Source organism: Bacteroides mediterraneensis (genome assembly GCF_016900355.1).
In the GTDB taxonomy this organism is placed as follows: Bacteria; Bacteroidota; Bacteroidia; order Bacteroidales; family Bacteroidaceae; genus Phocaeicola.
On record NZ_JACJKA010000001.1, the window covers coordinates 385660 to 411608 of the forward strand.

The following is a 25949-nucleotide window of genomic DNA, read 5'->3' on the forward strand; positions in this document are numbered from 1 at the left end:
GAAACAAGCAAAATCAAGTCTGAAAATTTATTCCGCCGAGCCTACGACACAAAAAAATCCGGGCAGGAAACACCTGCCCGGACTGATTTATTCCACTTGAAGAACCTCTCCTTTTGTATGACTTCCAAATTCCGGTGCATAGACTGACTGGATAGTAGCCGTACCGGCCTGATAGGTTCCGGCACGGTCTATATAGACCTCGTATTCTATCACATACGTACCTTTCCGCAGATGGTCCATAAAGAACGAAGTGGAAGCATCTCCGGGTGCCCGATAATAGCCCAAGCCATTCTTCCATACATAACCCGACAATTGCTCTACGGGCTCCATGCAGGCTGCCCGTTCATCCTTCAGACTGACAAAGTCCATATCCCGGTCGGTACGGAAAGTCAAGCGAACCGTCAGCCGGTCGCCGACGTGCAACGTCGCTTTCCGCTTCAAAGTCTTACCTTTATATATATACTCCCGTGAAACCTTCAAGCCGTCACCTTCAAACGACTGAATCTTGTCCATTTCTTCCAAGTATTGGGTATAGACCGCTCCCCATCCGACACCTTTTCCCGTCTGGCTGACCGTCAGTGCCTTTTCCTCCGCAGCTTTTCCAGTCCAAGTCTGACGTATATAGCCCAGTCCGTCGTCCGGAGTCTCCAGTCGGATATCTATACCCTTTGCCTCCATCTTTCCGGTTTCTTTCAACGCCATTCCATCCGACAACAGAGCATAAAGGGCATCTGCCGTAGCCAGCGGCGTACTCCAGCACTGCACCTGCTTCTGTTTCAACAACCAGTGTTTCATCTCGTTCAGCATCGTTTCATCCTTCTCTATCCGTTGGATAGCTTCCATGGCAGCCACCTGCGTCGGAATCCGATATCCGTTCCAAGCATACAAGGCTTTCGGAGTATCGAAATAACGGCCCATTTCCGGGGTAGTCACCGTGTATTCCTTGATGGAATGTACCAGGATTTCAGCCTGCTGTGTCTTTCCCTGTGCCTGCAGAATACGGGCAATCATGGCTTTCTCATAAATGGTGTATTCGCTGGAACGGTTTTCCAGTTTCGCTACCATGTATGCCTTGGCTGACGGCTGTACCCTGTCCGAAGCAGCCTTATCCAACGACACGATATACAAATATCTCACAGCCAAGCCACTGGGAAACAGTTTCCCGTTTGTTCTCGACTCATTTTCCTTCAATTGCCGATATTCCTCACAAAAAGTTTCTTCCAGATAATTCAACGCTTTCAGGTACATATCCGATACCCGTACGTCCAATCCTACTTGCATAGATTTCAGACGAGCCAGCAATTCCGTCACTTGGGTAGTCACCATCCGGCTGCCCTGCATACCACCAAACCAGCTCCAGCTTCCATCCGTTTTTTGCAAGGTAGCCAGTTTCTGTACGGTCTGCTCCATGCGATACTTCATCGTGTTCAAGTCGAACAGCAAGCCAATCCGCTGCCGTTGTTCCTGCTCACTGGCCGCCTCAGCCAGCCAAGGAGTTTCTGCCAGCAACAGATTCTTTACTTCCGGCTTTTTCTCCAATTCACTCCACAAGGTTTCTTTCTTCACGCCTTGTTTCCGCCACGCATCAAACACCGTCTGAATCTGCGGATTCAGTTCCACAATCTTCTGTGCCAGCGTCTGAGCATAGTAGGCAGTCGCCCAAGAGAACGCATCGTCCTGTTGTGGAGTGCCTACCACCGGAAGAGCCTGTACGGCGTACCATATTGGCGTAGAGGTCAATTCAATGGTCAACCGGCAATTTTCAGCAGTCTTGCTCTGCCCGTTGAACATCTTCTCCAAGTTCACTTGCTGAGACTGCCCCGCTTCTACCTGCAACGACTGAGTTTCAGTAATCCACTGCTTATCGGTCAGGACCGGCAGATAATGCTGTTCTCCGTCACTGAACTCCCCGGCTTCTGCCTGCATCCGGCAAATCAAGACCTCACAATCTGTATCTACTGGAAAGGCAAAGCGTACACTGCCCGTCTCTCCGGCCTTTACCTGAAAGTCCTGGACAGACTGATAGACCAAGCTTCCATCCACCGGATTCACCAGCTCCAGCCGGGCCTTCCCTTTCACCTCCTCGGTAGATAAGTTCATCAACGAAGCTGCCAGTGAAGCCTTATCTCCCTTACGAAGGAAACGAGGCAAATTCGGCTGAACCATAAACGGTTTTTCAGTACGGGTTTCAGCCTGCATCAGTCCATAATCCATGTCACGAGTATGGGCAAATCCTTGGAACCGCCACTGGGTCAACGCATCTGGAACAGTAAATACCAACCGTACAGTACCAGTTGAATCGGTACGCAAATCCGGATAAAAGAAAGCGGTTTCCGCAAAATTTTCCCGTAAAGTCAGATCCGACTCAACCTCTATATTCACTGTCTCCGACTGAAGTTCCACACGCGATATCCCATCATTTTGAGAGAATCCCTCTTCCGCCAAAGCTACATCCTCTTTCATCATACTATTCGGTGCCGCTACAGCTGCCTTCATCATGATTCCCGTTCCTCGAATCATCCATCCGTTGCGGGTAAAACTTCTGTACTGTCGCAAGGAAGGAATCCACAAACTACTGTATAACTGCCAGTTATCCGGCACATAGACCGATGACAACGAATAAGTATAGAATGGAGAATAAGCCATTGCTACGCTGCTCACCTGCTGAATAAACGGTATTACCGAAGGCGTATAGCGACTAAAACTTAAGTTAAAGTTCCATGGATTCTCCCATAAACGGTCAAGGGAAGCATCATATAACGTAGCCAACAGACGGGCATCTGCCGGCTTACCGGAAGCATCCAAAATCCGCATCGTCCAGGTTTCTTCCGTACCCGGACGCAGACGGTCGCGGAAGGTCTCCCATTTTAAGGTCAATTTCTTCTCAGGAACCGGGCGCTTCAAAGCCACCTGCTTGGAATACCAGATGCCGTCCTTCATAAAGCCGAAGCTCACAGTGATACCCTCGCCGTACTCCGGCTTCCAAGTATAGGAGAACGGACGGATTTCCTGATTCAAGACCTGCACCTCTGATACCAGCATCCTATTTCCACTATACACATGATAGAACAGGTGCACATTCGGTTCACTACTGCCCACGTACAACGTCACCGGCTGATCGACACGCAGTTCCGTACCGTCCTGATAGAACCATTCCACGGTCTTTATCGGAGGAACACTGTCACTCAAAGAGAAAAGAATGAATTCCTGTTCTGTACGGCAAGGACGTCCCTGGTCATCACGGGCCGAAACCTCCAGCAAGTATTTTCCGGAAGCCAGTTTCTTCCATTCTTCCGGTAAGAAAGGCTGAGCGGACGATACCGTATCCGACCACACGGTCTGCCCTTTCTCTCCTGCCTCATTCAAGACATAAAGACGACAAAGCATCTGCAGCATCACCGGTTGCCGTTGCAGATTCAAAGCCTGCACCTGAATCTTCTCCAGTTTTTCCCGAGCGACCTTTTCTCTCAGCCCCTTGATTTGCAAACCTACAGAATGTTCCCCTACCGGAAGCACCATCAGCCCTTCCTGGGTTTCTCCAGCCACATCCGTCACTTCCGCCTTCACCTGGTAACGATAGAATCCGTCCCATCCCAAAGAGACTTCCGTATCCGGACGTACCAAACAGACTTTTACCGCAAAGGTTCCATCCGGCTGGGTTGTCAATTCTCCTTCCGCCAGTTGTTGTTCCTCTGCAGTCGCCCGCCAGAACCACGCTTTCGAACGCGTCAAAGTATAACGTACCTTGCCACCTTGCACGGGAGCGCCGGAAAATTTCTTCACTGTCCCTTCCAACGTCAGGGAATCGCCCATGGTATAGGTTTTCTGTACGTCTTTCCAAGTTACCTCAAACGTCGGACGTTTGTATTCTTCCACACGAATAGTACAAGAAGTTTTGTCCGATTCAATACGGAAGGTACCGGCCAAGGTTTCCGACGGCAACTGAAATTCCGTGGAGAATGCCCCGAAATCATCGGTCGTCAATTCTTTTCGGGCGATTTCCCGGTTGTTGGCATCCCGCAATGCCAGCCAAACAGCCGCACCCTTGCGGACCTGTACCTCATCCCCTTCCTGCGTATAGGCTACTCCCGACACATAGACCGTCTGCCCTTTACGGTAAAGCGCCCGGTCGGTAAACAAATCCATCCGGTCGGTCGTTTTCTGAGAACGATTGACAGTCGACAAGACTCTTCTGGACCAATAAGATACTTCCATAAAATCATCTTTTGCGGTACGTACATGCATCCATAACTGTGATTTCATATCCGGCACAACCGCCTTCCCTTGCTTGTCTGTGAGATAAGTCTTATATACCGTATAATTGCCCGGTACCGAAATCGAATAGAACACCAGTTCGGCTCCAGCCACCGGCGAACCGGTCTTCCGGTCCACCACATGGCATTCCGTTTGATTTCCTTCCATCGGGAAAGAAACCACCTGGAGTGAAGACAGATGTACCACATCGTATCCTGTCTTATCCTTATAGCCATCGGGAATCGACTTCAACACATAAATCCCAGCCTCCGGCATCCGACGAGTCAAGACTGATACCGAATCCTTATAATCAGGTGTATCCGGCAAGTCCAGCCGCACCTTGTCCACCAGTTTGCCATATTTCTTGATTAACGCTGCATGGTCCACACTATTGGCAAACACAGAAGAAGATGCCTTGAGATTCAATTTATACCATTCCAGCGTAGCCCCTTTCAGATTTTTGCTGACGACACGAAGTTCCGTTTCTGCCTGCGGATAAGGTCGGGTTACCTGCACCGAAAGTGAAGGCATGCACACAATACGCTGCTTGTCTTTCAAGTCGGCGGCAAATTCCGACTTAGGATAACGCTTCAAACCTTCTTCAATCACTTTCATTTCGGACACATAATCCTGTTTTTGGTGATAGAAATCGGCCCAGCAGATGTATACGGCCGCACAAGCATCCAACCCGGAATAGGCTTCTGTCCATGACTTCCAGCATTCCACCGCTTGTGTGTCCGATACCTGTTGCGGATACTTCCATCCCCTGTGCAGCCAGCCATCCAACCGTTCCAGACGCGTCAACAACTCAGCCTCCCGATTGTTTACAGCCTTATATTGCTCCAACAACTTCTCATAATCATCGTACACCGTACACTGCACCTCCTTGCTATCCCGGCCATTCATCTTCCACTGATAAATGGCCTGCCGCAACAGCAAGTCGTACATCGTATCGCCGAAATAACGCTGGCTCCATTTTCCAACCCTCGCCATAGGGCGGAAATCCGCAGCTGAAACAGCCATCAAGGCATCCTTGTCTTTGACCGACTGGTCGAAATAATACCGCACGCTGTCCGTCTTTTCCGAATCTGACTCCAGCAGATAATATCCTGTCAGGAACATCAGCACTGCTTTTTGCAAAGGATCGTTCTCTTCCATCGCCCAATCTTTCATATACTGAAGTTCCTTCGGCAGACTGTCTGGCGTCAATTCTATCTGACATTCCACACGTGAAAGATAGGCTTTCAACAACTGTGGCGTATTCTTTTCCTTCCTTGCTTTTTCATAAATCTGATTTACCTGTGAAATCAGGGTTTTCGGCAAATCCTTCTTACGGCTCTCTTCTACCTCTTTCCACAGACGGTCATAACTCTGAGCAGCCCCGACCAACGGGGTAAGAAGAGCCCACAACCAAACGACGCTTAGCAAGAATAATCTGTTCATATCCTTTAATTTTAAATTTTACTTCATTGGTTTCTTATAAAGATAAAGCAGATTTCCCATATTACTGCATAGATTTTAATTAAAAGAAGCAAAACGCCCTCTTCCAAGGATACAAAAAACGGAGAGAATCCAGATTCCATACGAACCAGATTCTCTCCGTATCTATTTATATTGGGGGCCAAAAATTTATTTCTTCGGCGTATTCTCCAAAGTAGCTACCAAGAAGTCATAGAATTTCTTTACTGACGGAATATGGCAACGTTCTTCCGGAGTGTGCGGGCATTCCAGCGTAGGACCAAATGAAATCATATCCAATCCCGGCACAATAGCACCGATGATACCACATTCCAGTCCGGCATGAATCACTTTCACTTCCGGTGCTTCTCCAAACTGTGCCTTGTAAGCATCCTTCATAGCATGCAGAATCGGAGAATTCACATCCGGTTCCCAACCAGAATAGCTGCCAGAACGTTCTACGTGCATACCAGCCATAGAGAAGCAGCTTTCAATTGCTGTATTGCGGTAATCCTTCATAGACTCACGAGCACTGCGGGTCAGCACCTTGATGGCAGCTTTTCCCTTACCGATTTCTACGATAGCCAAGTTGGAAGAAGTTTCCACCGTATCCGGAATGGTCGGAATAAAGCGTTCCACTCCATTCGGACAAGCATAGATAGCATCTACCAAGTTGTCGCGGATTTCATCGGGCACCATCATCTTCGGCAAGTCTACACGCTCAGCCGTAAAGCTCAGGTTGTCTTCAATGGTCGCATATTCATCGCGCCATACCTGCTCACATTCACCTACGAAAGCCAACACATCATCCACTTCCGAAGCCGGTACGGTAATTACCACTTCACAGTCACGCGGAATGGCATTGCGCATGTTACCGCCTTCCCAAGATACCAGGCAAGCCTCATCGTAAGCAATCACCTGATTCATGAAACGTGCCATCAGTTTGTTGGCATTGGCATGTCCCCAGCCAATCTGGATACCGGAGTGACCACCGCGCAGTCCTTTCAACGTCACTTTCAGCGCCACGTCTTCCGGATCGGTTTCCACTTCCTTGTATTCCAATGTAGCTGTCAGGTCTTCGCCACCTGCACAACCTATATAAAGCTGTCCTTCTTCTTCAGAATCCAGGTTCAACAGGATATCTCCTTCCACCGTACCCGGTTTCAAACCGAAAGCACCATACATACCGGTTTCTTCATCGGCCGTAATCAGTGCCATCAGCGGACCGTGTTTCAGCGACTTGTCTTCCATGACTGCCATGATGGCTGCCACACCCATACCGTCGTCTGAACCTAAAGTCGTACCTTTTGCTTTCACCCATTCTCCGTCTACATAGACTGAAAGAGGGTCTTTTTCAAAATCATGCTGTGTATGTTTGTCTTTCTGAGGAACCATATCCATGTGGGCCTGCAGAATAACGGCCTTACGGTCTTCCATGCCCAGAGTAGCCGGCTTCCGATAGATAATGTTTCCGGCTTCATCCTGAAATGATTCCACACCCACCTGCTTACCGAAATCCAGCAAGAAGGCCTGAATTTTTTCCAAATGTCCCGACGGACGGGGAATTTGAGTCAACGAATAGAAATGCTTCCACACATTCTGCGGAGCCAAAGAAAGAATTTCGTCCATATTGTTATTTGATTTTATCCGGCAAGCAAATTACTTTCCGGCGTGTTTCTTATTTACCAAAGGTAAGGCCACAAGGCCATAAATACCAAGCAAAATTAATAAAAAGGTTTGAATACCATGCACCAACAGGGCAAATATTCCTGCATCATCTTTATCAACCCCATACATCATCATCATGGTGATGACCGCAAAATGCCACGGACCCGCCCCATTGGGAGTAGGCACCGCCACTGCAATACTTCCTACCACGAACATCACCAGCCCCGGCATCCATCCCAGCGAAGCCGAGAAATCGAAGCAATAGAAGCTGACATAGAACTGCAAGAAATAGCAAGCCCATATACCTATAGTATATAAGGTAAATAGCCAAGGGCGTTTCACATGGCGGAGGGAAAGGCATCCGGCCCATACATCATTCAGAATGCTCCGCACTTTCGTAAAAATGGCCAACTTACGGACCAGAAAGAAAAACAGTACTCCCGCAGCAAACAGGCAGGTCAAGGTAATATAAAAGTTGGTCGATGTGAAAAGTCCGGTAAAGAACCCCATGTTCGTTCCTGTCTTCTCGAAGAATGCCGCGAAAATACGCGACTGGAGCAATAGAGTAACCACCGTGATGAGGATGACGCACAGACTGTCAATCAATCGCTCGGTAACCACCGTACCCAACGATTTGGAAAAAGAAACGCCATCATATTTTGCCAATATGCCGCAACGGGACACTTCGCCTACACGGGGTACCACCAGATTGGCCGCATACGATACAAACACGGCATACACACTGTTTGCCACTTTCGGATATTCGCCCAATGGAGCCAACGTCAGGTTCCAGCGCCATCCGCGAAACAAATGTCCCAACACACCGAATACCAGTGAAAAAGCCATCCAGCCGTAATTCATCCCCCCGTCGAGCACGCTCCACACCCGTCGGAAATCAAAATCATGGTAGGTCCACCACAGAATAGCCGCTCCCAACACCAGCGGAAGGGCAATCTGAAAGACCTTGTTTATTATTTTTTTTAAACCTGTTCGTTCCAAAATCAGTCGGTATATAAAGATTTATATTTAACTTTGCAAGATACAAAGATAATATGAACATTTAAAACCTGAGGCATGAAATTAGTAAAACCTAAAAAGTTTTTAGGACAACACTTTCTGAAAGACCTGCAAGTGGCGCAAGACATCGCCGACACGGTAGATGCCTGCCCGGCACTTCCCGTTCTCGAGGTAGGCCCCGGAATGGGCGTACTCACCCAATACCTGCTGAAGAAAGAGCGCCCGCTCAAAGTCGTGGAACTGGACTTTGAATCGGTGGCATATCTGCGCGAGAACTTTCCGCAGCTGGGCGACCACATCATCGAACAGGATTTTCTGAAAATGGATCTCCGGCAACTTTTCGACGGAAAGCCTTTCGTTTTGACCGGGAACTATCCTTACAACATATCCAGCCAGATTTTCTTCAAGATGCTCGACAACAAGGACCTCATTCCCTGCTGTACGGGTATGATTCAGAAAGAAGTGGCTGAACGTATTGCCGCATCCCCAGGGAACAAGACTTATGGTATCCTGAGCGTGCTGATACAGGCCTGGTATAGCGTGGAATACCTGTTCACGGTGCATGAGCACGTGTTCAACCCTCCCCCAAAAGTAAAGAGCGCCGTCATCCGCATGACCCGCAACGAAACCAAGGAACTGGGTTGCAACGAACAACTATTCAAGCAGATTGTCAAGACCACGTTCAACCAGCGCCGCAAGACACTCCGCAATTCCATTTCATCCATTTTGGACAAGGGAAACCCGCTCAGCGCCGACCCCATCTTCAACAAGCGACCGGAACAATTATCCGTGCAAGACTTCATCGACCTGACCAACCGGGTGGAACAGGCCCTGCAAACTTCCGCTCCTAAAGCGGAATAACCCTGCACACGAGACAACAGACTACAATAAAAGAACTCTTCTGAAACTTACGAGATGAACAGCGAAGATATCAAAACCGTCACCGAGCTGATTGAGAAGAAAGATTCCGACCAGCTGAAAGAGGTACTCAAAGACCATCACCCGGCCGACATTGCCGAACTATGCAACGAGCTGGACGCCGAAGACGCCCGCTTCATCTACCTGCTGCTGGACAACGAAACAGCAGCCGACGTATTGATTGAAATGGACGAGGATGCCCGAAAGAAATTCCTCGAAATCCTGCCTCCGGAAACCATCGCCAAACGGTTTGTGGATTACATGGACTCGGACGATGCCGTCGACATTATCCGAGAGATGGACGAAGACAAGCAGGAAGAAGTGCTTTCACACATCGAAGACATTGAACAGGCGGGCGACATCGTCGACTTGCTGAAATACGACGAAGACACCGCCGGTGGTTTGATGGGTACGGAAATGGTGATTGTGAACGAAAACTGGAGTATGCCTGAGTGTCTGCGCGAGATGCGTCTGCAGGCCGAAGACATGGACGAAATCTATTATGTATATGTAGTAGACGACGACGAACGCCTGCGAGGAGTATTCCCGTTGAAGAAGATGATTACCAGCCCGTCGGTATCCAAGGTGAAACACGTGATGAAAAAAGACCCGATTTCCGTCCATGTAGACACTCCGATTGAAGAAGTGGTACAGACCATTGAGAAATACGACCTGGTAGCCGTTCCCGTAGTCGACAGCATCGGCCGTCTGGTAGGACGAATCACCGTCGACGACGTAATGGATGAGGTTCGTGAACAGGCCGAACGTGACTACCAGTTGGCATCCGGTTTGTCACAGGACGTAGAAACTGACGACAGCGTATTTCGTCAGACCACAGCCCGCCTGCCCTGGCTGCTTATCGGTATGCTCGGAGGAATCGGCAACTCCATGATTTTAGGGAACTTCGACACCACTTTTGCAGCCCATCCGGAAATGGCTCTCTACATTCCGCTGATTGGTGGTACAGGAGGAAACGTAGGAACCCAATCGTCTGCCTTGGTGGTACAGGGTCTGGCCAACAGTTCGCTGAGCGCCGAAAACACTTTCAAGCAGGTACTCAAAGAATCAGTAGTGGCCCTCATCAATGCCACCATCATCTCCATGCTGGTGTACATCTACAATTTCATTCGTTTCGGAGCCAATGCCACCGTAAGCTACTCCGTGTCCATCAGCCTGTTTGCCGTCGTCATGTTCGCCTCTATATTCGGCACGCTGGTCCCCATGACCCTGGAAAAACTGAAGGTCGACCCGGCCATTGCCACCGGACCGTTCATCTCCATCACCAACGACATTATCGGTATGCTGATGTACATGGGAATCACTGTATTATTGGCCTAAAAATCTCCCCCAAAAAACGCAAGTGCGTTTGGAGTAAAACGCAAGTACATTTTACTTCAAACGCCTTTACGTTTTGAACAAAACGCCTTTACGTTTTCCTTCAAACGCAAAGGCGTTTTTTTCACCCCTCAAAAACGACGGAAATCCTCCTATTTATTCAAATCTCTTCAGAAAAATCATTCTATTTTTTAAGTTTTCCACTGAAAAAATATGAAAATCAGATTTTATTTCTTTAATTTGTAAGAGTTTTTTTATAAACACACATATACAAACAAAAGAATTATACTCTTTAAAATCTATATACGATGGAAGTAAACGAAACTAACCGCCCATTAACTGAGGCGCCAATGGAAAAACCCGTTGAAGCCCCGGTTCCTACTATGGAAGAAACCGAAAAGGATACGTACACTCCGAAACAGACCTTGGAAGAAGTGGTGCAACGCCTCAAGGAAATCAATGAAAAGAATGACCTGACCGACAAACAGGAAATCGACACCCTCAAACAAACATTCTACAAACTTCAAAAGGCCAAATCAGAAGCGGCACGGAAAGCTTTCATCGAAGCAGGAGGAAATGCAGACGATTTTATCCCGCAAGCAGAACCAGTTGAAGAAGAATTCAAGAAGGTCATGAATGCCATCAAGGAAAAAAGAAATGCCTTGGCTGCTGCGCAGGAAAAGGAAAAAGAAGAAAATCTGACTAAAAAGCTGGGCATTCTGGAAAGAATGAAATACCTGACCGAATCACAAGAAGATACAAACAAGATTTACGACGATTTCAAGAAACTCCAACAGGAATGGAACGAAATCGGACAAATACCTGCAGCTAAAGTCAACGAGCTCTGGAAAACGTATCAGCTTTATACCGAAAAATTCTACGACATGGTAAAGCTGAACAACGAGTTCCGTGAATACGACTTCAAGAAGAACCTGGAGCTGAAAACCCGCTTGTGCGAAGCCGCAGAGAAGCTGGCCGATGAACCCGATGTCATTTCGGCCTTCCACCAGCTACAGAAACTTCACCAGGAATTCCGGGCCATTGGACCGGTAGCCAAAGATTTGCGCGAAGCTATCTGGACCCGTTTCAAAGCGGCCTCCACGGTTATCAACAAACGTCATCAGCAGCACTTTGAGGAGCTGAAAGAAAAGGAACAGAACAACCTGGACCAGAAAACCGTGATTTGTGAAATCGTGGAAAGTATGGAATACGACAAGTTTACCACTTTTGCCGACTGGGAAGAAAAGACACAAGAAGTCTTGGCTCTGCAAGCCAAATGGAAAACCATCGGCTATGCGCCACAGAAGATGAACGTCAAGATTTTTGAACGCTTCCGGGCTGCTTGCGATGAGTTCTTCCGCCGGAAAGCTGCATTCTTCAAATCTATAAAGGAAACCATGGCGGCCAACCTGGAAAAGAAAAAGGCGCTTTGTGAAAAGGCGGAAGCCCTGAAAGACAGCACCGACTGGAAAGAGACAGCTGACATTCTGACCAAACTCCAGAAGGAATGGAAAACCATCGGTCCGGTAGCCAAGAAGCATTCGGATACGGTATGGAAACGTTTCATCGGTGCCTGCGACTATTTCTTTGAACAGAAAAACAAGGCGACTTCTTCACAACGTACAGAAGAAGTGGAAAATCAAGCGAAGAAGGAAGATGTCATCAAACGGATGGCTGCCCTCGAAGCTGCCGGAACAGCTGATGAAGCTACCGCAGAACAGGTTCGCGCCCTGATGAAGGAATGGAACTCCATCGGTTTCGTACCTTTCAAAGAAAAAGACCGCCTGTACAAAGAATTCCACGGCTTGGTAGACAAACTGTTCGACCGTCTACACCTGTCGGCAACAGAAAAACGCCTGAGCAACGTACGCACCAGCGGCAACAAGGAAAGCAATCTGTATCGTGACCGTGAACGCTTGGTTCGCACTTACGAAGGGCTGAAGAACGACATCCAGACCTACGAAAACAACTTGGGATTCCTGAACTCTTCTTCCAAGAAAGGAAACACACTGGTGGCCGATATCACCCGTAAGATTGAACGTCTGAAAAAAGACATGGAACTGGTACTGGGTAAAATCAAGGCCATTGATGAAAGCTTAAAAGAAAAAGAATAAGAATAAAATGTATCCTATCAAAAAGAGGTCACTCCCATCAGGAGAATGACCTCTTTTTTCGTTTAAATCCTCTTGAAACTACCTCGTAGTAGTCTACTCATTACTCCGTAATAACTCTTCCACTTCTATACAGTAATTACAATCTTACCTTATAGTAAAATTTCTTCCAAGTCATCCGGCACATATACTTTTCCGCCAAACTGAGAAGCCGCTTCCGCCGTATAACGGACTTTCCGGGTAGCCAGTGTCTTGTCCTCCGTATGATACAGCAACAGGTTCTTTACCTCAAGCTGAGCAGCCAGACGGCCGGCATCGAGTGCGGTGCTATGATGTTTCTCGTAAGGTTTGAATCGTTCTCGGTCTTCGTACAGACAAAACGCTTCACAAAGCAACCAATCAGCTCCTTCCACATAGTGACGGTTGCATTCATTGTAAGGTTCATCACCCAGGCAGACCAATGACTGTCCGTCGGGCAGCATAGTCCGGAAACCAAACTGTTTCTCCTTGGTCGAAGCGATGTCAAAACATTCTACTTCCAGACCGATGGTTTGAAACTTGCCTCCATTCTCTACCTCACACAACAAAATGTCTTCTCCCAGACGGTCCACAATCTTCTTCGGCAATGTCATCCGGCAAATCCAGTCGAGCACCTTGACCACCTTCTCATGGCCGTACACCCGCAGGGTGCCTTCATATTCTCCCTTCTGAATAGCCTGCGCCACCACACGAATCATCCATATCACTCCTAAAATATGGTCGGTATGGGCATGCGTCACAAAAATCTCATGAATGTGGTTCAAAGGGATATGAGCTTTCTGCAGTTGCGACAAGATACCGTTTCCTCCTCCGGCATCCACCAAAAAATAGTTTTCTCCACGGCAAAGTGCAAAACAGGTATTGTAACAGTTCACTACGGCAGCATTTCCAGTGCCCAGCATAATCAGTTTCATTGAATCTTCTATCATAATCTTTCCTCTAAAAAACTACGCAAAGGTACAATTTTTTCTCTTTTGTATTTTTAACACATCCAAAAAATACCAATATCCCTACCCCATACAGGCATCGGACAGGCCTTCCATGCCACACCACAAAAAATACAATAAGTAACCTGCACTCCACGTCGTCTACCTTTCGCTTAAGACACTGAATATTTGCCACTTCAAATTCATTACAATCAGAAAAAGACTGAAACGAGAAATCACCCTGAATACATATTGTAAGAAATACAAAAACAAAGAATTATGATATTGTATATACTAAGATATTCATTCTATTGAACAATAAGCATTTACACAATCAAAAATACACTTGCATATCTCAATAAAAAAAACGTTCTTTGCAATGAAGACAAAAAAATGCTTATGGAATACACACGACAATTAGCCAACAATCATATCTCGGTAGACTGCGTGGTCATCGGGTTTGACGGAGAGAAACTGAAAGTGTTGCTCGTCAAACGTGTGGGGGAAGAAAGTGGAGAAGTTTTCCATGACATGAAGCTTCCGGGAAGCCTGATTTATATGGATGAAGATCTGGACGATGCCGCCAAACGGGTACTTCGAGATTTGACGGGTCTCAAAAACGTAAATCTGATGCAATTCAAGGCGTTCGGATCCAAAGACCGTACCAAGAATCCCAAAGACATACATTGGTTGGAACGGGCTGAGAAGGCTAAAGTGGAACGGATTGTCACCATCGCCTATTTGGCCTTGGTCAAAATAGACAAGACCTTAAACAAGAACCTGGATGAGTACAAGGCTGAATGGGTGGCTCTTGAGGATATCAAGGACCTGGCCTTCGACCACAACCTGATCATTGCAGAGGCCATCAAGTTCATCCGTCACCACATCGAATTCAACCCGTCGTGCATTTTCGAACTGCTGCCACGCAAGTTCACGGCCCTACAGCTCCGGATGCTCTACGAAGTGATTCTCGGCAAACCGTTGGACGTACGCAACTTCCACAAAAAGATTTCAATGATGGAATACATCGTACCGCTGGAGGAATATGAACAGGGAGTATCCCATCGTGCCGCAAGATATTACCGGTTCGACCGGAAAATCTACAACAAAACAAGAAGATAATCAAAAAACGATATAAAAATATGTATTTATTAGGTTATGACATAGGAAGCTCGTCAGTCAAGGCGAGTCTAGTAAACGTAGAAACCGGGAAATGCGCCGCTTCTGCTTTTTTCCCAAAAACAGAAGCCCCTATCCTTGCCGTCAAACAAGGATGGGCTGAACAAGATCCGCAAAGCTGGTGGGAAAACCTGAAACTGGCTACACAGGCTGTATTGACCACATCCGGAGCCAAGGCAGAAGAAATCAAAGCCATCGGTATTTCGTATCAGATGCACGGACTGGTTTGCGTGGACAAAAACCAGCAGGTACTTCGTCCTTCTATCATTTGGTGCGACTCCAGAGCCGTACCCTACGGACAGAAGGCATTTCAGGAATTAGGAGAAGCACAGTGCCTTTCTCATTTGCTCAACTCACCGGGAAACTTTACGGCTTCCAAACTGGCATGGGTAAAGGAAAACGAACCGGACGTTTATGCGAAGATTTACAAAGTCATGCTTCCGGGCGACTACATTGCCATGCGACTGACCGGGGAAATCTGTACCACCGTATCCGGATTGTCGGAAGGCATGTTCTGGGACTTCAAGGAAAACAAGGTAGCAGATTTCTTGCTGAACTACTATGGTATCGACGCTTCCCTGCTGGCTGACATCCGTCCGACTTTCTCCGAACAAGGTAAAGTGACTGAAAAGGTTGCTGCCGAACTGGGACTGAAAGCGGGAACTCCGGTCACATACCGTGCCGGTGACCAACCGAACAATGCATTGTCATTGAATGTGTTCAATCCGGGAGAAATTGCTTCTACTGCCGGTACATCGGGAGTGGTATACGGAGTGAACGGCAGTGTGAACTACGACCCGTTGTCACGTGTCAACACCTTCGCACATGTCAATCATACTCCTTCACAAACACGTCTGGGGGTATTGCTCTGCATCAACGGTACAGGCATCCTCAACTCGTGGATGAAGCGTACGCTCGCTTCCGATCTCAGCTATGCAGAAATGAATGAAGTAGCCGCACAGGCCCCCATCGGAGCAGACGGCATCAGCATCCTTCCATTCGGGAATGGTGCAGAACGCATGTTGCAGAACCAGGAAACAGGCTGTTCCATCCAAGGTGTCAACTTCAACCTGCACAACCGCAGTCACCTGTTGCGTGCCGCACAGGAAGGAATCGTATTCTCTTTCCGCTACGGCATTGACATCATGAAAGGTATGGGAATGGACGTAAAGAAAATCCACGCCGGACATGCCAACATGTTCCTGAGCCCGCTCTTCCGCGACACACTGGCCGGAGTGACCGGAGCTACCATCGAACTGTATGACACCGACGGTTCTGTAGGTGCCGCCAAAGGAGCCGGAATGGGTGCAGGCATCTACCGAGACCATGTGGAAGCTTTTGCCACCCTCGACAAGCTCGCGGTTATCGAACCGAAGGCTTCTGACGCAGCCGCTTACGCCGACGCATACGCTCGTTGGAAAGAATGTCTTGAAACTATCACAAAAAAATAATCATACATTAACTTTAAAAACAAAAATATTATGGCAACAAAAGAGTACTTTCCGGGAATCGGAAAAATCAAATTTGAAGGTGTAGAAAGCAAAAACCCGATGGCTTTCCGTTATTATGACGCAAACAAAATCATCATGGGCAAACCGATGAAAGAATGGTTGAAGTTTGCAATGGCTTGGTGGCATACTTTGTGTGCAGAAGGCGGTGACCAGTTCGGTGGCGGTACCAAGAAATTCCCTTGGAAAGGAAATCCTGATAAAGTACAGGCTGCTAAAGAAAAAGCTGATGCAGGCTTTGAATTCATGCAAAAAATCGGTATCGAATACTACTGTTTCCACGATGTAGACTTGTGCGACGAAGCCGATACCATTGAAGAATACGAAGCTAACCTGAAGGAAATCGTGGCTTACCTCAAGAAAAAACAGGAAGAAACAGGTATCAAACTGTTATGGGGTACTGCCAACGTATTCGGCCATGCCCGTTATATGAACGGTGCTGCTACCAACCCTGATTTCGACGTAGTAGCTCGTGCTGCTGTACAAATCAAGAATGCCATCGATGCGACTATCGAACTAGGCGGTACAAACTACGTGTTCTGGGGTGGACGTGAAGGTTACATGTCTTTGCTGAATACCGACCAGAAACGTGAAAAAGACCATCTGGCACAAATGTTGACAATGGCTCGCGACTATGCACGTGCAAAAGGTTTCAAGGGTACCTTCCTGGTTGAACCGAAACCAATGGAACCGACCAAACATCAGTATGACGTAGATACTGAAACTGTAATTGGCTTCTTGAGAGCTCACGGACTGGATAAAGATTTCAAGGTCAACATCGAAGTGAACCACGCTACGCTGGCTGGCCATACCTTCGAACACGAACTGGCTGTCGCTGTAGACAACGGTATGCTGGGTTCTATCGATGCCAACCGCGGTGACTACCAGAACGGATGGGATACTGACCAGTTCCCTATCGACAACTATGAACTGATCCAGGCTATGATGCAGATTATCCGTGGTGGTGGTCTGGGCAACGGCGGTACGAACTTTGATGCCAAGACACGTCGTAACTCTACCGACCTGGAAGACATCTTCATCGCACACATTGCCGGAATGGATGCCATGGCTCGTGCGTTGGAAAATGCAGCCCGTCTGCTCGAAGAATCTCCTTACAAGAAGATGTTTGCTGACCGTTACGCTTCATTCGACAGCGGTAAAGGAAAAGAATTTGAAGAAGGCAAGCTGACTCTGGAAGATGTAGTAGCCTACGCTAAGAAAGCAGGTGAACCGAAACAGACCAGCGGAAAACAAGAATTGTACGAAGCTATTGTAAACATGTATTGCTAATGTGCTGAGTTTTCAGCGTTCAACCGGCATGCCCGTCGGTGAAGTTCATCTTCCCCCGACCGGGTATGCCGGTTATCTTTTTCCTTAAAAAAGCCTTTCATTATGAATTACACAGAAAAAGGAAGCAGAGCCTATCTGTTTTCCATCGTACTCGTAGCCGTTCTCGGCGGACTGTTGTTCGGTTATGACACAGCTGTCATCTCCGGTGCAGAAAAAGGGCTTCAGGCTTTTTTCATAGGAGCCGACGATTTCCTCTACACCGATACCTGGCACGGCATCACTTCCTCAAGTGCTTTGTTAGGATGTATCCTTGGTAGTGCGCTTTCCGGCTTCTTTGCGTCTCGGTTTGGCCGAAAAGTATCTCTGTTGGCCGCAGGTGTCATGTTCTTCCTGTCAGCCTTGGGGTCATACTATCCGGAATTTCTCTTTTTTCCACATGGAGACCCTTCCTATTCCCTGTTGTTGGCATTCAACTTCTACCGTGTGCTGGGAGGTGTAGGTGTAGGACTGGCATCAGCCATCTGCCCGATGTATATCGCTGAGATTGCTCCCAGCAACATCCGTGGCACATTGGTTTCCTGGAACCAGTTTGCCATCATCTTCGGTCAACTGGTAGTCTATTTTGTCAACTTCCTTATCTTGGGCGACCACCTGAATCCGATTGTGGAAATCGTCGACGGAGTCAACCGTATTATGAATCCGGACGAAGCTGCTTGGAGCATTGAAACCGGATGGCGCCTGATGTTTGTCAGTGAAGCCGTCCCTGCCGGATTGTTCACACTATTGGTATTCTTTGTTCCCGAAACACCGCGCTACCTGGCTATGACCGGACGCGACGAAAAAGCGCTGTTTGTACTGAGCCGTATCAACGGACTGACACAGGCCAAGGCCATCCTGAAAGACATCAAAGACACCGCCAATGAAAAAACAGAAAAACTGTTCACATACGGCTGGATGGTCATCTTCATTGGTATCATGCTGAGTGTATTCCAACAAGCCGTAGGCATCAATGCCGTCTTATATTTTGCCCCTCGCATCTTTGAAAGCATGGGTATGGGCAACCCAATGGTACAGACCGTATTCATGGGCATCGTCAACATCCTGTTCACACTGCTGGCTGTCTTTACTGTGGAGAAATGGGGACGCAAGCCCCTGCTGATTTACGGTTCCATTGGTATGGCTATCGGTGCCTTCGGAGTCGCTTTCAGCAATGCCGTGAGCGGACTTTCTCCGATGATACCTGTCATCAGCATCATGATTTATAGTGCTTCGTTCATGTTCAGCTGGGGCCCTATCTGCTGGGTGCTCATTGCCGAAATCTTCCCCAACACCATCCGTGGAGCAGCTGTAGCCATCGCCGTAGCCTTCCAGTGGATTTTCAATTTCATCGTCTCTTCTACTTTCCTGCCGATGTATAACATGAGTGCCGGAGACATGGGCGACAAATTCGGACACATGTTTGTGTACGGATTGTATGGAGCTATCTGTGTCATAGCCGCCATCTTCGTATGGCGACTGGTACCAGAAACGAAGGGAAAGACATTGGAAGACATGACACGTCTGTGGAAGACACGCCGGAAATGACTTTCAGAAACAAACATAAAAAAAAGACATTCAGGGAAAACTCACTGAATGTCTTTTTTTTGTAGCGGGACCCGGGATTGAACCGGGGACCTCATGATTATGAATCATGCGCTCTAACCAGCTGAGCTATCCCGCCATTCCATTAAAAAAACCGCCAGGCGTGGAAGCCACCCAACGGCTAAATCATTCTTCGTAGCGGGACCCGGGATTGAACCGGGGACCTCATGATTATGAATCATGCGCTCTAACCAGCTGAGCTATCCCGCCATCATTTCGTGATTGCGGGTGCAAAGATAGAGCAAGTTTTTGAATTGCGCAAATTTATCCTCCCTTTTTTACTCTTTTTTCGGAAAGAAGCCACATATTGTCCGACTTTATCCGCTAGTAAAGCACTATAAACAAGCAATTTCCACCATTTGCCCCAATTAACCTTTCGATGTAAAGTATTTATTTTATGCCTTAAAAAAACAACTTGAGACGATTAGAATTCCTAAAAAAATATCTCCAATCATTATGGAGTGAACAAAAAAATACTTTAATTTGCCACCGTTGCAAAAAATACAAATAAAAACACTAAAAACGTCATGAAAAGAAAAACACAAATAGAATATCCACTGAATCCTTCTTCCAGTGTCATCATATGGAATGCCATCAGTACGACCGCCGGCCTGCAGCGCTGGTTTGCCGACCAAGTGACAAAAGAAGGAAAAACCTATACATTCCACTGGGGAAAAACGGAGACACGGCAAGCCATCGTAGTCAACAGCCGCCCGGAATTTTTCATTCGCTTTCACTGGCTGGATGATGACGAGGCCAAAAGCTATTTCGAAATGAAAATCCATTACAACGAACTGACTACCGACCATTCGCTGGAAATTACAGACTTTGCTGAACCCGGAGAGGAAGAAGACGTACGCAGCCTTTGGGACTCTCAAATAGAAACCTTGAAAAGAGTTTTCGGAGTATAAATCTATAAAATATACAAAACTTTATTTTGCTGTCCGTTTTTTGTGCTACTTTTGCATGCTGATAATATTAAACAGGAATGCTACGCATAAAAAAACTTGATATATTCGTCTTAAAGAGTTTTCTGATGCTCTTTTCGGGGACATTCTTTATCTGCCTGTTCATTTTCATGATGCAGTTTCTATGGAGATATGTCGACGAACTGGTCGGAAAGGGCTTAGAGATGAGCGTATTGGCTCAATTCTTCTTTTTATCAGCACTGACTTTGATTCCATTGTCTCTCCCACTGGCCATCCTGCTGGCTGCCTTGATGACATTCGGAAACTTTGGAGAGCGTTATGAGCTGTTGTCCATGAAGGCAGCTGGTATTCCTCTGCTCCGCATCATCCGCCCGGTCGTGCTTTTCTGCATGTTCTTGGGAGTCATGTCGTTTTTTTTTCAGAACGTCATTGGTCCGAGAGCCCAAAAGGAACTCTGGACCCTGCTGGTTTCCATGAAACAAAAATCACCGGAAGTGGACATTCCGGAAGGAGTATTCTATAGTGACATTGAAGGATATAACATCTACGTCAAGCACAAGGACCGTGAAACAGGTATCCTGAAAGACGTCCTGATATACAATTTTTCCGATGGATTTGAGAATGCCCACATCATCTGGGCAGCAGAAGGAAAGTTGGAACTGACTGCCGACAAAAAACATCTGTACCTGCATCTGTACAACGGAGAGCAGTTTGAGAACCTGAAATCCCAATCAGTCATCTCGCGCAACGTCCCCTATCGCCGGGAAACATTCAAGGAAAAGCATACCTTGATTGCTTTCGATACCAATTTTGAAATGGTGGATGGCAACTTCCTGAACCAGCGTTCGGACATCAAAAACATGCGTGAAATCTCGCTGGCCATCGACTCCCTGAACATGTATGCCGACAGTGTGGGGCATGCCATGTACTCGGACGCCATGAAAACGACGTACCGAAAACCGCTGCTTACCAAAACGGATTCCACTAAAATCCAGACAGAACATCTGAGCATGATCAATACCGACAGTATACTGAACAGCATGACATCGGCACAGCGGTTAAAGGCCCTCAACACCACTGAAATGCGGCTTTCTTCACTCATTTCAGAATGGAGCATGAAAAGCTACATGACAAGAGAGGCCGACGGAAACATCCGCCGTCACCAATCAGACTGGCACAAGAAAATCACTTTGTCACTGGCCTGTATCATCTTCTTCTTTATTGGTGCCCCATTGGGAGCCATCATCCGTAAAGGAGGACTGGGTATGCCGGTCGTGATTTCGGTCTTGATCTTTGTGCTCTACTACATCATCGACTCTGGAGCCACCCGTGTGGCCAAAAGTGGAGAGATGAACATTGTGCTGGGTACCTGGATGAGTACCCTCATCCTGGCACCTTTGGGCGGATTCCTCACCTACAAGTCGAACAAGGATTCCGTGGTGTTCAACATCGATGTCTATGCAGCCTTCTTCCGAAAACTCTTAGGCATCCGGGTATCACGCCACATTTTCAAGAAAGAGGTCATTATCCATACACCTGATTACAACAAAATCTGCCAGGAACTGGACGACCTTTGCCGGAAGTGTGAGACCTACGGGAACACCCACAAGCTGTTGGGGCCGCCGAACTACTATCAGGTGTTTACCAACAACAAGCATGACGATGCCATCAAGGAAATCAGCCAGCAGATGGAAGCGCTGATAGAAGAACTGTCCAACACCAAAGACGGAGTGGTGCTGAACTTCTTGAACAATTATCCGTTCTTATCCATCAAAGCGCATAAAAGCGTGTCGGACAACCGCTGGCTCAATCTGCTGATTGGTATCATTGTTCCAGCCGGACTGCTCATCTGGCTGAATATCTGGCGTTACCGGGTACGTCTGGACAAGGACCTGAAAACCATTGTCAAGACCAGCCGTGACATACAGGAAAGAATTAAAAAATCATTCTAAACTATCATATCATTATGGAGAAAATCAAACTGAATACAATTGAAGAGGCAATCGAAGATTTCCGCAAAGGAGAATTCGTCATCATCGTAGACGACGAGGACCGCGAAAACGAGGGCGACCTGGTGGTAGCTGCCGAACTGATTACCCCGGAAAAAGTAAATTTCATGCTGAAACATGCAAGAGGTGTACTTTGCGCCCCTATCACTATATCCCGCTGCGAAGAACTGGACTTGCCACATCAGGTGTCTAACAATACGTCTGTACTGGGCACGCCGTTCACCGTAACCATCGACAAGCTGGAAGGCTGTACTACCGGAGTTTCGGCTGCCGACCGTGCAGCTACCATCCGCGCACTGGCCGACCCGACTTCCAAGCCGGAAACCTTCGGACGTCCCGGACACGTGAATCCGCTGTATGCACAAGACAAAGGCGTACTCCGCCGTGCCGGACATACGGAAGCGTGCGTGGATATGGCTCGCCTGGCCGGACTCTACCCTGCCGCTGCCCTGATGGAAGTGATGAACGAAGACGGCACGATGGCCCGTCTGCCGGAACTGAAGAAGATGGCCGACGAATACGGCTTCAAACTGATTTCCATTGCCGACCTTATTGCCTACCGCCTGAAACAAGAATCACTGGTAGAAAAAGGAGTGGAAGTAGACATGCCGACCGAATACGGACACTTCCGTCTGATTCCTTTCCGTCAGAAAAGCAACGGACTGGAGCACGTGGCGCTAATCAAAGGTACTTTCTCTGAAAACGAACCAGTACTGGTACGTGTACATTCATCTTGCGCTACCGGCGACATCTTCGGTTCCATGCGCTGCGACTGCGGCGAACAGTTGCACAAAGCCATGCAGCAAATCGAAAAAGAAGGAAAGGGAGCCATCATCTACCTGAACCAGGAAGGACGCGGCATCGGCCTCATGGAAAAGATGAAAGCCTACAAGCTGCAGGAAGAAGGAATGGACACAGTAGATGCCAACCTTTGCTTGGGACACCAGGCCGACGAACGTGACTACGGAGTAGGTGCACAGATTCTTCGCGAAATCGGTATCCACAAGATGCGTCTGCTCACCAACAACCCGGTGAAACGTGTGGGACTGGAAGCCTACGGACTGGAAATCGTAGAAAACGTGCCCATTGAAGTGACGCCCAACAAGTACAATGAGCGCTACCTGCGTACCAAAAAAGACAGAATGGGACATACCTTACATTTCAATAAATAATCAAGACCTATGGAAACAAACAATTTAGTAAAAAGCTTTGCCAGCAAAGCCGCACAAACGGCTTTGTTTCGCAGTGTATACATTTGGATGACGCTGGCGCTGGTCATCACAGGCTTTGTGGCCATGTATGTGGCTAAATCATACACCCTCATTGAGACCATGATGCAGAACTCCATCCTATTCTGGGGCTTACTGATTGCCGAAGTAGCCTTGGTGATGTATCTTTCTGCCCGCATACATAAAATCAGTTTCACCACGGCTACCCTCCTGTTCATCGCCTATTCGGTGCTGAACGGAGTCACAATGTCCGTGCTGTTCCTGATTTATACCCTCAGCTCCATTGCCACCACTTTCTTCGTGACGGCCGGAACATTCGGAGTAACCGCCTTGTTTGGCTATATCACCAAGAAAGACCTTACCCGCATCGGAAGCCTTTGCCTGATGGGAGTCATCGGACTGATTATCGCCTCACTGGTGAACATGTTCCTCCACAACTCGATGATGGACCTGATCATTTCTTACATCGGCGTGCTGCTGTTTGTGGGACTTACCGCTTACGATTCGCAAAAAATCAAGCAACTCCTGTCGCACGACGACATTGAAGTGAACGAGACCACGCAGAAGATAGCCCTGATGGGAGCCTTGACCCTGTATCTCGACTTCATCAACTTGTTCATTTATCTTCTCCGCATACTTGGAGACAGAAAATAAACCTTTTTCGAAGCTAATTTCTTTTATATATGGAAGAAATTAGCTTCTTTTGCAAAGAAAATTTCCAACTTTAATAACACAATAAAATGAACCAACTTTCAGATCGTTTGAACAGCCTGTCGCCTTCGGCTACACTGGCTATGTCACAGAAAAGTAGTGAACTTAAAGCTCAGGGGGTTGACGTCATCAACCTGAGTGTGGGAGAACCGGATTTCAATACTCCGGACCATATTAAAGAAGCCGCTAAAAAGGCCATTGACGAAAACTACTCTCGTTATTCACCTGTAGCCGGATATCCGGCACTGCGCAACGCCATCGTGGCAAAATTGAAAAATGAAAACGGTCTGGAATATACCGCCGCACAAATCAGCTGTGCAAACGGTGCCAAGCAGTCTGTCTGCAACACCATCCTTACACTGATCAACAAAGGTGACGAAGTGATTGTTCCGGCTCCTTTCTGGGTAAGCTATCCGGAAATGGTGAAACTGGCCGAAGGTACTCCGGTCATCGTACGTGCAGGCATCGAACAGGACTTCAAGATTACTCCGGCCCAGCTGGAAGCTGCCATCACTCCGAAAACACGTGCGCTGATTCTCTGCTCTCCGTCCAACCCGACAGGTTCAGTCTATTCAAAGGAAGAACTGAAAGGACTGGCAGAAGTCATTGCCAAGCACGAACGTGTGATTGTCATTGCGGATGAAATCTACGAGCACATCAACTATATCGGCAAACACGAAAGCATCGCTCAGTTTGCTGACATCAAAGACCGTGTAGTCATCGTCAACGGTGTATCAAAAGCATACGCTATGACAGGATGGCGTATCGGTTTCATCGCCGGACCGGAATGGATTGTAAAAGGTGTGAACAAATTGCAGGGACAGTATACTTCAGGACCTTGCTCTGTATCACAGAAAGCCGCTGAAGCTGCTTATACAGGCACTCAGGCTCCGGTAGAGGAAATGCGCAAAGCATTCGAACGCCGTCGTGACCTGATTGTGAAACTGGCCAAAGAAATCCCGGGATTTGAAGTAAACGTGCCGCAGGGAGCCTTCTACCTGTTCCCGAAATGCGATTCTTTCTTCGGAAAGAAAGACGGCGACCGTGTGATCAACAATGCCGATGATTTGGCTATGTACTTGCTGGAAGTAGGTCACGTGGCTTGCGTAGGCGGTACTTCTTTCGGTGCGCCTGAATGCATCCGCATGAGCTATGCTACTTCTGACGAAAACATCGTAGAATCTATGCGTCGTATCAAGGAAACTTTGGCTCGTTTGAAATAACAAACAGAAAAAGAGACGATTACATAACAGCTCCGAAAATCTTTCGGGGCTGTTTTTTTATGCTTCAAAAAACGCACTTGCGTTTGAAGCAAAACGCACTTGCGTTTTAGTTGAAATGTACTTGCGTTTTAACCGAAACGCAAAGGCGTTTTTACAGGACCTGATTTGACACCATATTCCCCAGAAAAAAGCAAAAAAATAAGGGAATCCTTTAGCAGGGTTCCCTTATTTTGTGTCATACAGACGATTCGATTATCCCAAGTGAATTGCTTCAGAAGGACAAACGTCAGCACAAGTTCCACATTCTGTGCAAGCGTCCGGATTGATTGAATATTTATCACCTTCTGAGATTGCGCCAACCGGGCATTCATCGATACAAGTACCGCAAGCGATACAATCGTCACTAATTACGTAAGCCATTGTTGTAAAAAAGTTAAGTTATTATTAGTCCTAATTTGATAGTGCAAAGTTAATCTTTTTCCTTTCAGTTGTCACATCCACTTT

At 47.5% G+C, this 25949-nt stretch carries 17 protein-coding genes and 2 tRNA genes; 12 read left to right on the top strand and 7 right to left on the bottom strand.

What is annotated here, in order from left to right:
- Window positions 1-87: 87 nt before the first annotated feature.
- From H6A28_RS01675 to H6A28_RS01685, 3 genes are all read right to left on the bottom strand, one after another.
- Window positions 88-5697: an alpha-2-macroglobulin family protein gene (locus H6A28_RS01675; protein WP_204478641.1), complete on the bottom strand. Its 5610-nt coding sequence runs from the start codon at window positions 5695-5697 to the stop codon at window positions 88-90.
- A gap of 186 nt (window positions 5698-5883) precedes the next feature.
- Window positions 5884-7341, bottom strand: a complete 1458-nt coding sequence (locus H6A28_RS01680) for an aminoacyl-histidine dipeptidase (protein WP_204478642.1) — start codon at window positions 7339-7341, stop codon at window positions 5884-5886.
- 30 nt (window positions 7342-7371) lie between these two features.
- Window positions 7372-8379: a lysylphosphatidylglycerol synthase transmembrane domain-containing protein gene (locus H6A28_RS01685; RefSeq protein ID WP_204478643.1), complete on the bottom strand. Its 1008-nt coding sequence runs from the start codon at window positions 8377-8379 to the stop codon at window positions 7372-7374.
- 75 nt (window positions 8380-8454) lie between these two features.
- Here H6A28_RS01685 and rsmA point away from each other — a divergent pair, with 75 nt between their 5' ends.
- The 3 genes from rsmA (at window position 8455) to H6A28_RS01700 (ending at window position 12764) form a co-directional block, all read left to right on the top strand.
- A complete protein-coding gene (gene rsmA, locus H6A28_RS01690) occupies window positions 8455-9258 on the top strand; it encodes a 16S rRNA (adenine(1518)-N(6)/adenine(1519)-N(6))-dimethyltransferase RsmA (protein ID WP_204477174.1) in 804 nt (267 codons plus the stop codon).
- 54 nt (window positions 9259-9312) lie between these two features.
- Window positions 9313-10653 carry a magnesium transporter gene (mgtE, locus tag H6A28_RS01695; RefSeq protein ID WP_204477172.1) on the top strand — a complete coding sequence of 447 codons (1341 nt, stop codon included), beginning with the start codon at window positions 9313-9315 and terminating at the stop codon, window positions 10651-10653.
- A gap of 305 nt (window positions 10654-10958) precedes the next feature.
- Window positions 10959-12764 (top strand): DUF349 domain-containing protein, encoded by a 1806-nt coding sequence (locus H6A28_RS01700; RefSeq protein WP_204478644.1) that lies wholly within the window; start codon window positions 10959-10961, stop codon window positions 12762-12764.
- A gap of 149 nt (window positions 12765-12913) precedes the next feature.
- On the opposite strand, the gene H6A28_RS01705 is transcribed toward H6A28_RS01700, so the two are convergent.
- Complete coding sequence (locus tag H6A28_RS01705; protein WP_204478645.1) at window positions 12914-13729, bottom strand: MBL fold metallo-hydrolase; 816 nt, start codon at window positions 13727-13729, stop codon at window positions 12914-12916.
- Window positions 13730-14119: 390 nt separating this feature from the next.
- Here H6A28_RS01705 and H6A28_RS01710 point away from each other — a divergent pair, with 390 nt between their 5' ends.
- From H6A28_RS01710 to xylE, 4 genes are all read left to right on the top strand, one after another.
- Entirely contained in the window at window positions 14120-14848 is a 729-nt protein-coding gene (locus H6A28_RS01710) for an NUDIX hydrolase (RefSeq protein ID WP_204475418.1), read from the top strand.
- Window positions 14849-14868: 20 nt separating this feature from the next.
- Window positions 14869-16356: a xylulokinase gene (locus H6A28_RS01715; protein ID WP_204475419.1), complete on the top strand. Its 1488-nt coding sequence runs from the start codon at window positions 14869-14871 to the stop codon at window positions 16354-16356.
- A gap of 30 nt (window positions 16357-16386) precedes the next feature.
- Window positions 16387-17703 carry a xylose isomerase gene (xylA, locus tag H6A28_RS01720; protein ID WP_204475420.1) on the top strand — a complete coding sequence of 439 codons (1317 nt, stop codon included), beginning with the start codon at window positions 16387-16389 and terminating at the stop codon, window positions 17701-17703.
- Between the two features lie 102 nt (window positions 17704-17805).
- The gene (gene xylE, locus H6A28_RS01725) at window positions 17806-19287 is read left to right on the top strand and encodes a D-xylose transporter XylE (RefSeq protein WP_204478646.1); all 1482 of its coding nucleotides are present in this window, start codon (window positions 17806-17808) and stop codon (window positions 19285-19287) included.
- A 62-nt stretch (window positions 19288-19349) separates the two neighbouring features.
- On the opposite strand, the gene H6A28_RS01730 is transcribed toward xylE, so the two are convergent.
- Window positions 19350-19423, bottom strand: a tRNA-Met gene (locus H6A28_RS01730).
- Between the two features lie 57 nt (window positions 19424-19480).
- A tRNA-Met gene (locus H6A28_RS01735) sits at window positions 19481-19554 on the bottom strand.
- A gap of 317 nt (window positions 19555-19871) precedes the next feature.
- On the opposite strand from H6A28_RS01735, the gene H6A28_RS01740 reads away from it, so the two are divergent.
- From H6A28_RS01740 to H6A28_RS01760, 5 genes are all read left to right on the top strand, one after another.
- Window positions 19872-20255 (top strand): START-like domain-containing protein, encoded by a 384-nt coding sequence (locus H6A28_RS01740; RefSeq protein ID WP_204475422.1) that lies wholly within the window; start codon window positions 19872-19874, stop codon window positions 20253-20255.
- A gap of 77 nt (window positions 20256-20332) precedes the next feature.
- The gene (locus H6A28_RS01745) at window positions 20333-22225 is read left to right on the top strand and encodes an LptF/LptG family permease (protein ID WP_204475423.1); all 1893 of its coding nucleotides are present in this window, start codon (window positions 20333-20335) and stop codon (window positions 22223-22225) included.
- A 14-nt stretch (window positions 22226-22239) separates the two neighbouring features.
- A complete protein-coding gene (locus H6A28_RS01750) occupies window positions 22240-23454 on the top strand; it encodes a bifunctional 3,4-dihydroxy-2-butanone-4-phosphate synthase/GTP cyclohydrolase II (protein WP_204475424.1) in 1215 nt (404 codons plus the stop codon).
- Window positions 23455-23463: 9 nt separating this feature from the next.
- Window positions 23464-24165 carry a Bax inhibitor-1/YccA family protein gene (locus H6A28_RS01755; RefSeq protein WP_204475425.1) on the top strand — a complete coding sequence of 234 codons (702 nt, stop codon included), beginning with the start codon at window positions 23464-23466 and terminating at the stop codon, window positions 24163-24165.
- Window positions 24166-24251: 86 nt separating this feature from the next.
- Window positions 24252-25445 carry a pyridoxal phosphate-dependent aminotransferase gene (locus H6A28_RS01760; protein WP_204475426.1) on the top strand — a complete coding sequence of 398 codons (1194 nt, stop codon included), beginning with the start codon at window positions 24252-24254 and terminating at the stop codon, window positions 25443-25445.
- 252 nt (window positions 25446-25697) lie between these two features.
- Here the strand turns inward: H6A28_RS01760 and H6A28_RS01765 are convergent, their stop codons facing one another.
- Window positions 25698-25865 carry a DUF362 domain-containing protein gene (locus tag H6A28_RS01765; RefSeq protein ID WP_007557742.1) on the bottom strand — a complete coding sequence of 56 codons (168 nt, stop codon included), beginning with the start codon at window positions 25863-25865 and terminating at the stop codon, window positions 25698-25700.
- Window positions 25866-25949 lie beyond the last annotated feature (84 nt).

Excerpts from the sequence above, each read along its gene's own strand:
- mgtE (WP_204477172.1), top strand. The coding sequence starts at position 9,313 with ATGAACAGCGAAGATATCAAAACCGTCACCGAGCTGATTGAGAAGAAA.
- H6A28_RS01760 (WP_204475426.1), top strand. The coding sequence starts at position 24,252 with ATGAACCAACTTTCAGATCGTTTGAACAGCCTGTCGCCTTCGGCTACA.
- H6A28_RS01710 (WP_204475418.1), top strand. The coding sequence starts at position 14,120 with ATGCTTATGGAATACACACGACAATTAGCCAACAATCATATCTCGGTA.
- H6A28_RS01715 (WP_204475419.1), top strand. The coding sequence starts at position 14,869 with ATGTATTTATTAGGTTATGACATAGGAAGCTCGTCAGTCAAGGCGAGT.
- H6A28_RS01740 (WP_204475422.1), top strand. The coding sequence starts at position 19,872 with ATGAAAAGAAAAACACAAATAGAATATCCACTGAATCCTTCTTCCAGT.
- H6A28_RS01755 (WP_204475425.1), top strand. The coding sequence starts at position 23,464 with ATGGAAACAAACAATTTAGTAAAAAGCTTTGCCAGCAAAGCCGCACAA.
- xylE (WP_204478646.1), top strand. The coding sequence starts at position 17,806 with ATGAATTACACAGAAAAAGGAAGCAGAGCCTATCTGTTTTCCATCGTA.
- H6A28_RS01700 (WP_204478644.1), top strand. The coding sequence starts at position 10,959 with ATGGAAGTAAACGAAACTAACCGCCCATTAACTGAGGCGCCAATGGAA.
- H6A28_RS01705 (WP_204478645.1), bottom strand. The coding sequence starts at position 13,729 with ATGATAGAAGATTCAATGAAACTGATTATGCTGGGCACTGGAAATGCT.
- H6A28_RS01765 (WP_007557742.1), bottom strand. The coding sequence starts at position 25,865 with ATGGCTTACGTAATTAGTGACGATTGTATCGCTTGCGGTACTTGTATC.
- H6A28_RS01745 (WP_204475423.1), top strand. The coding sequence starts at position 20,333 with ATGCTACGCATAAAAAAACTTGATATATTCGTCTTAAAGAGTTTTCTG.
- xylA (WP_204475420.1), top strand. The coding sequence starts at position 16,387 with ATGGCAACAAAAGAGTACTTTCCGGGAATCGGAAAAATCAAATTTGAA.
- H6A28_RS01680 (WP_204478642.1), bottom strand. The coding sequence starts at position 7,341 with ATGGACGAAATTCTTTCTTTGGCTCCGCAGAATGTGTGGAAGCATTTC.
- H6A28_RS01750 (WP_204475424.1), top strand. The coding sequence starts at position 22,240 with ATGGAGAAAATCAAACTGAATACAATTGAAGAGGCAATCGAAGATTTC.
- H6A28_RS01675 (WP_204478641.1), bottom strand. The coding sequence starts at position 5,697 with ATGAACAGATTATTCTTGCTAAGCGTCGTTTGGTTGTGGGCTCTTCTT.
- rsmA (WP_204477174.1), top strand. The coding sequence starts at position 8,455 with ATGAAATTAGTAAAACCTAAAAAGTTTTTAGGACAACACTTTCTGAAA.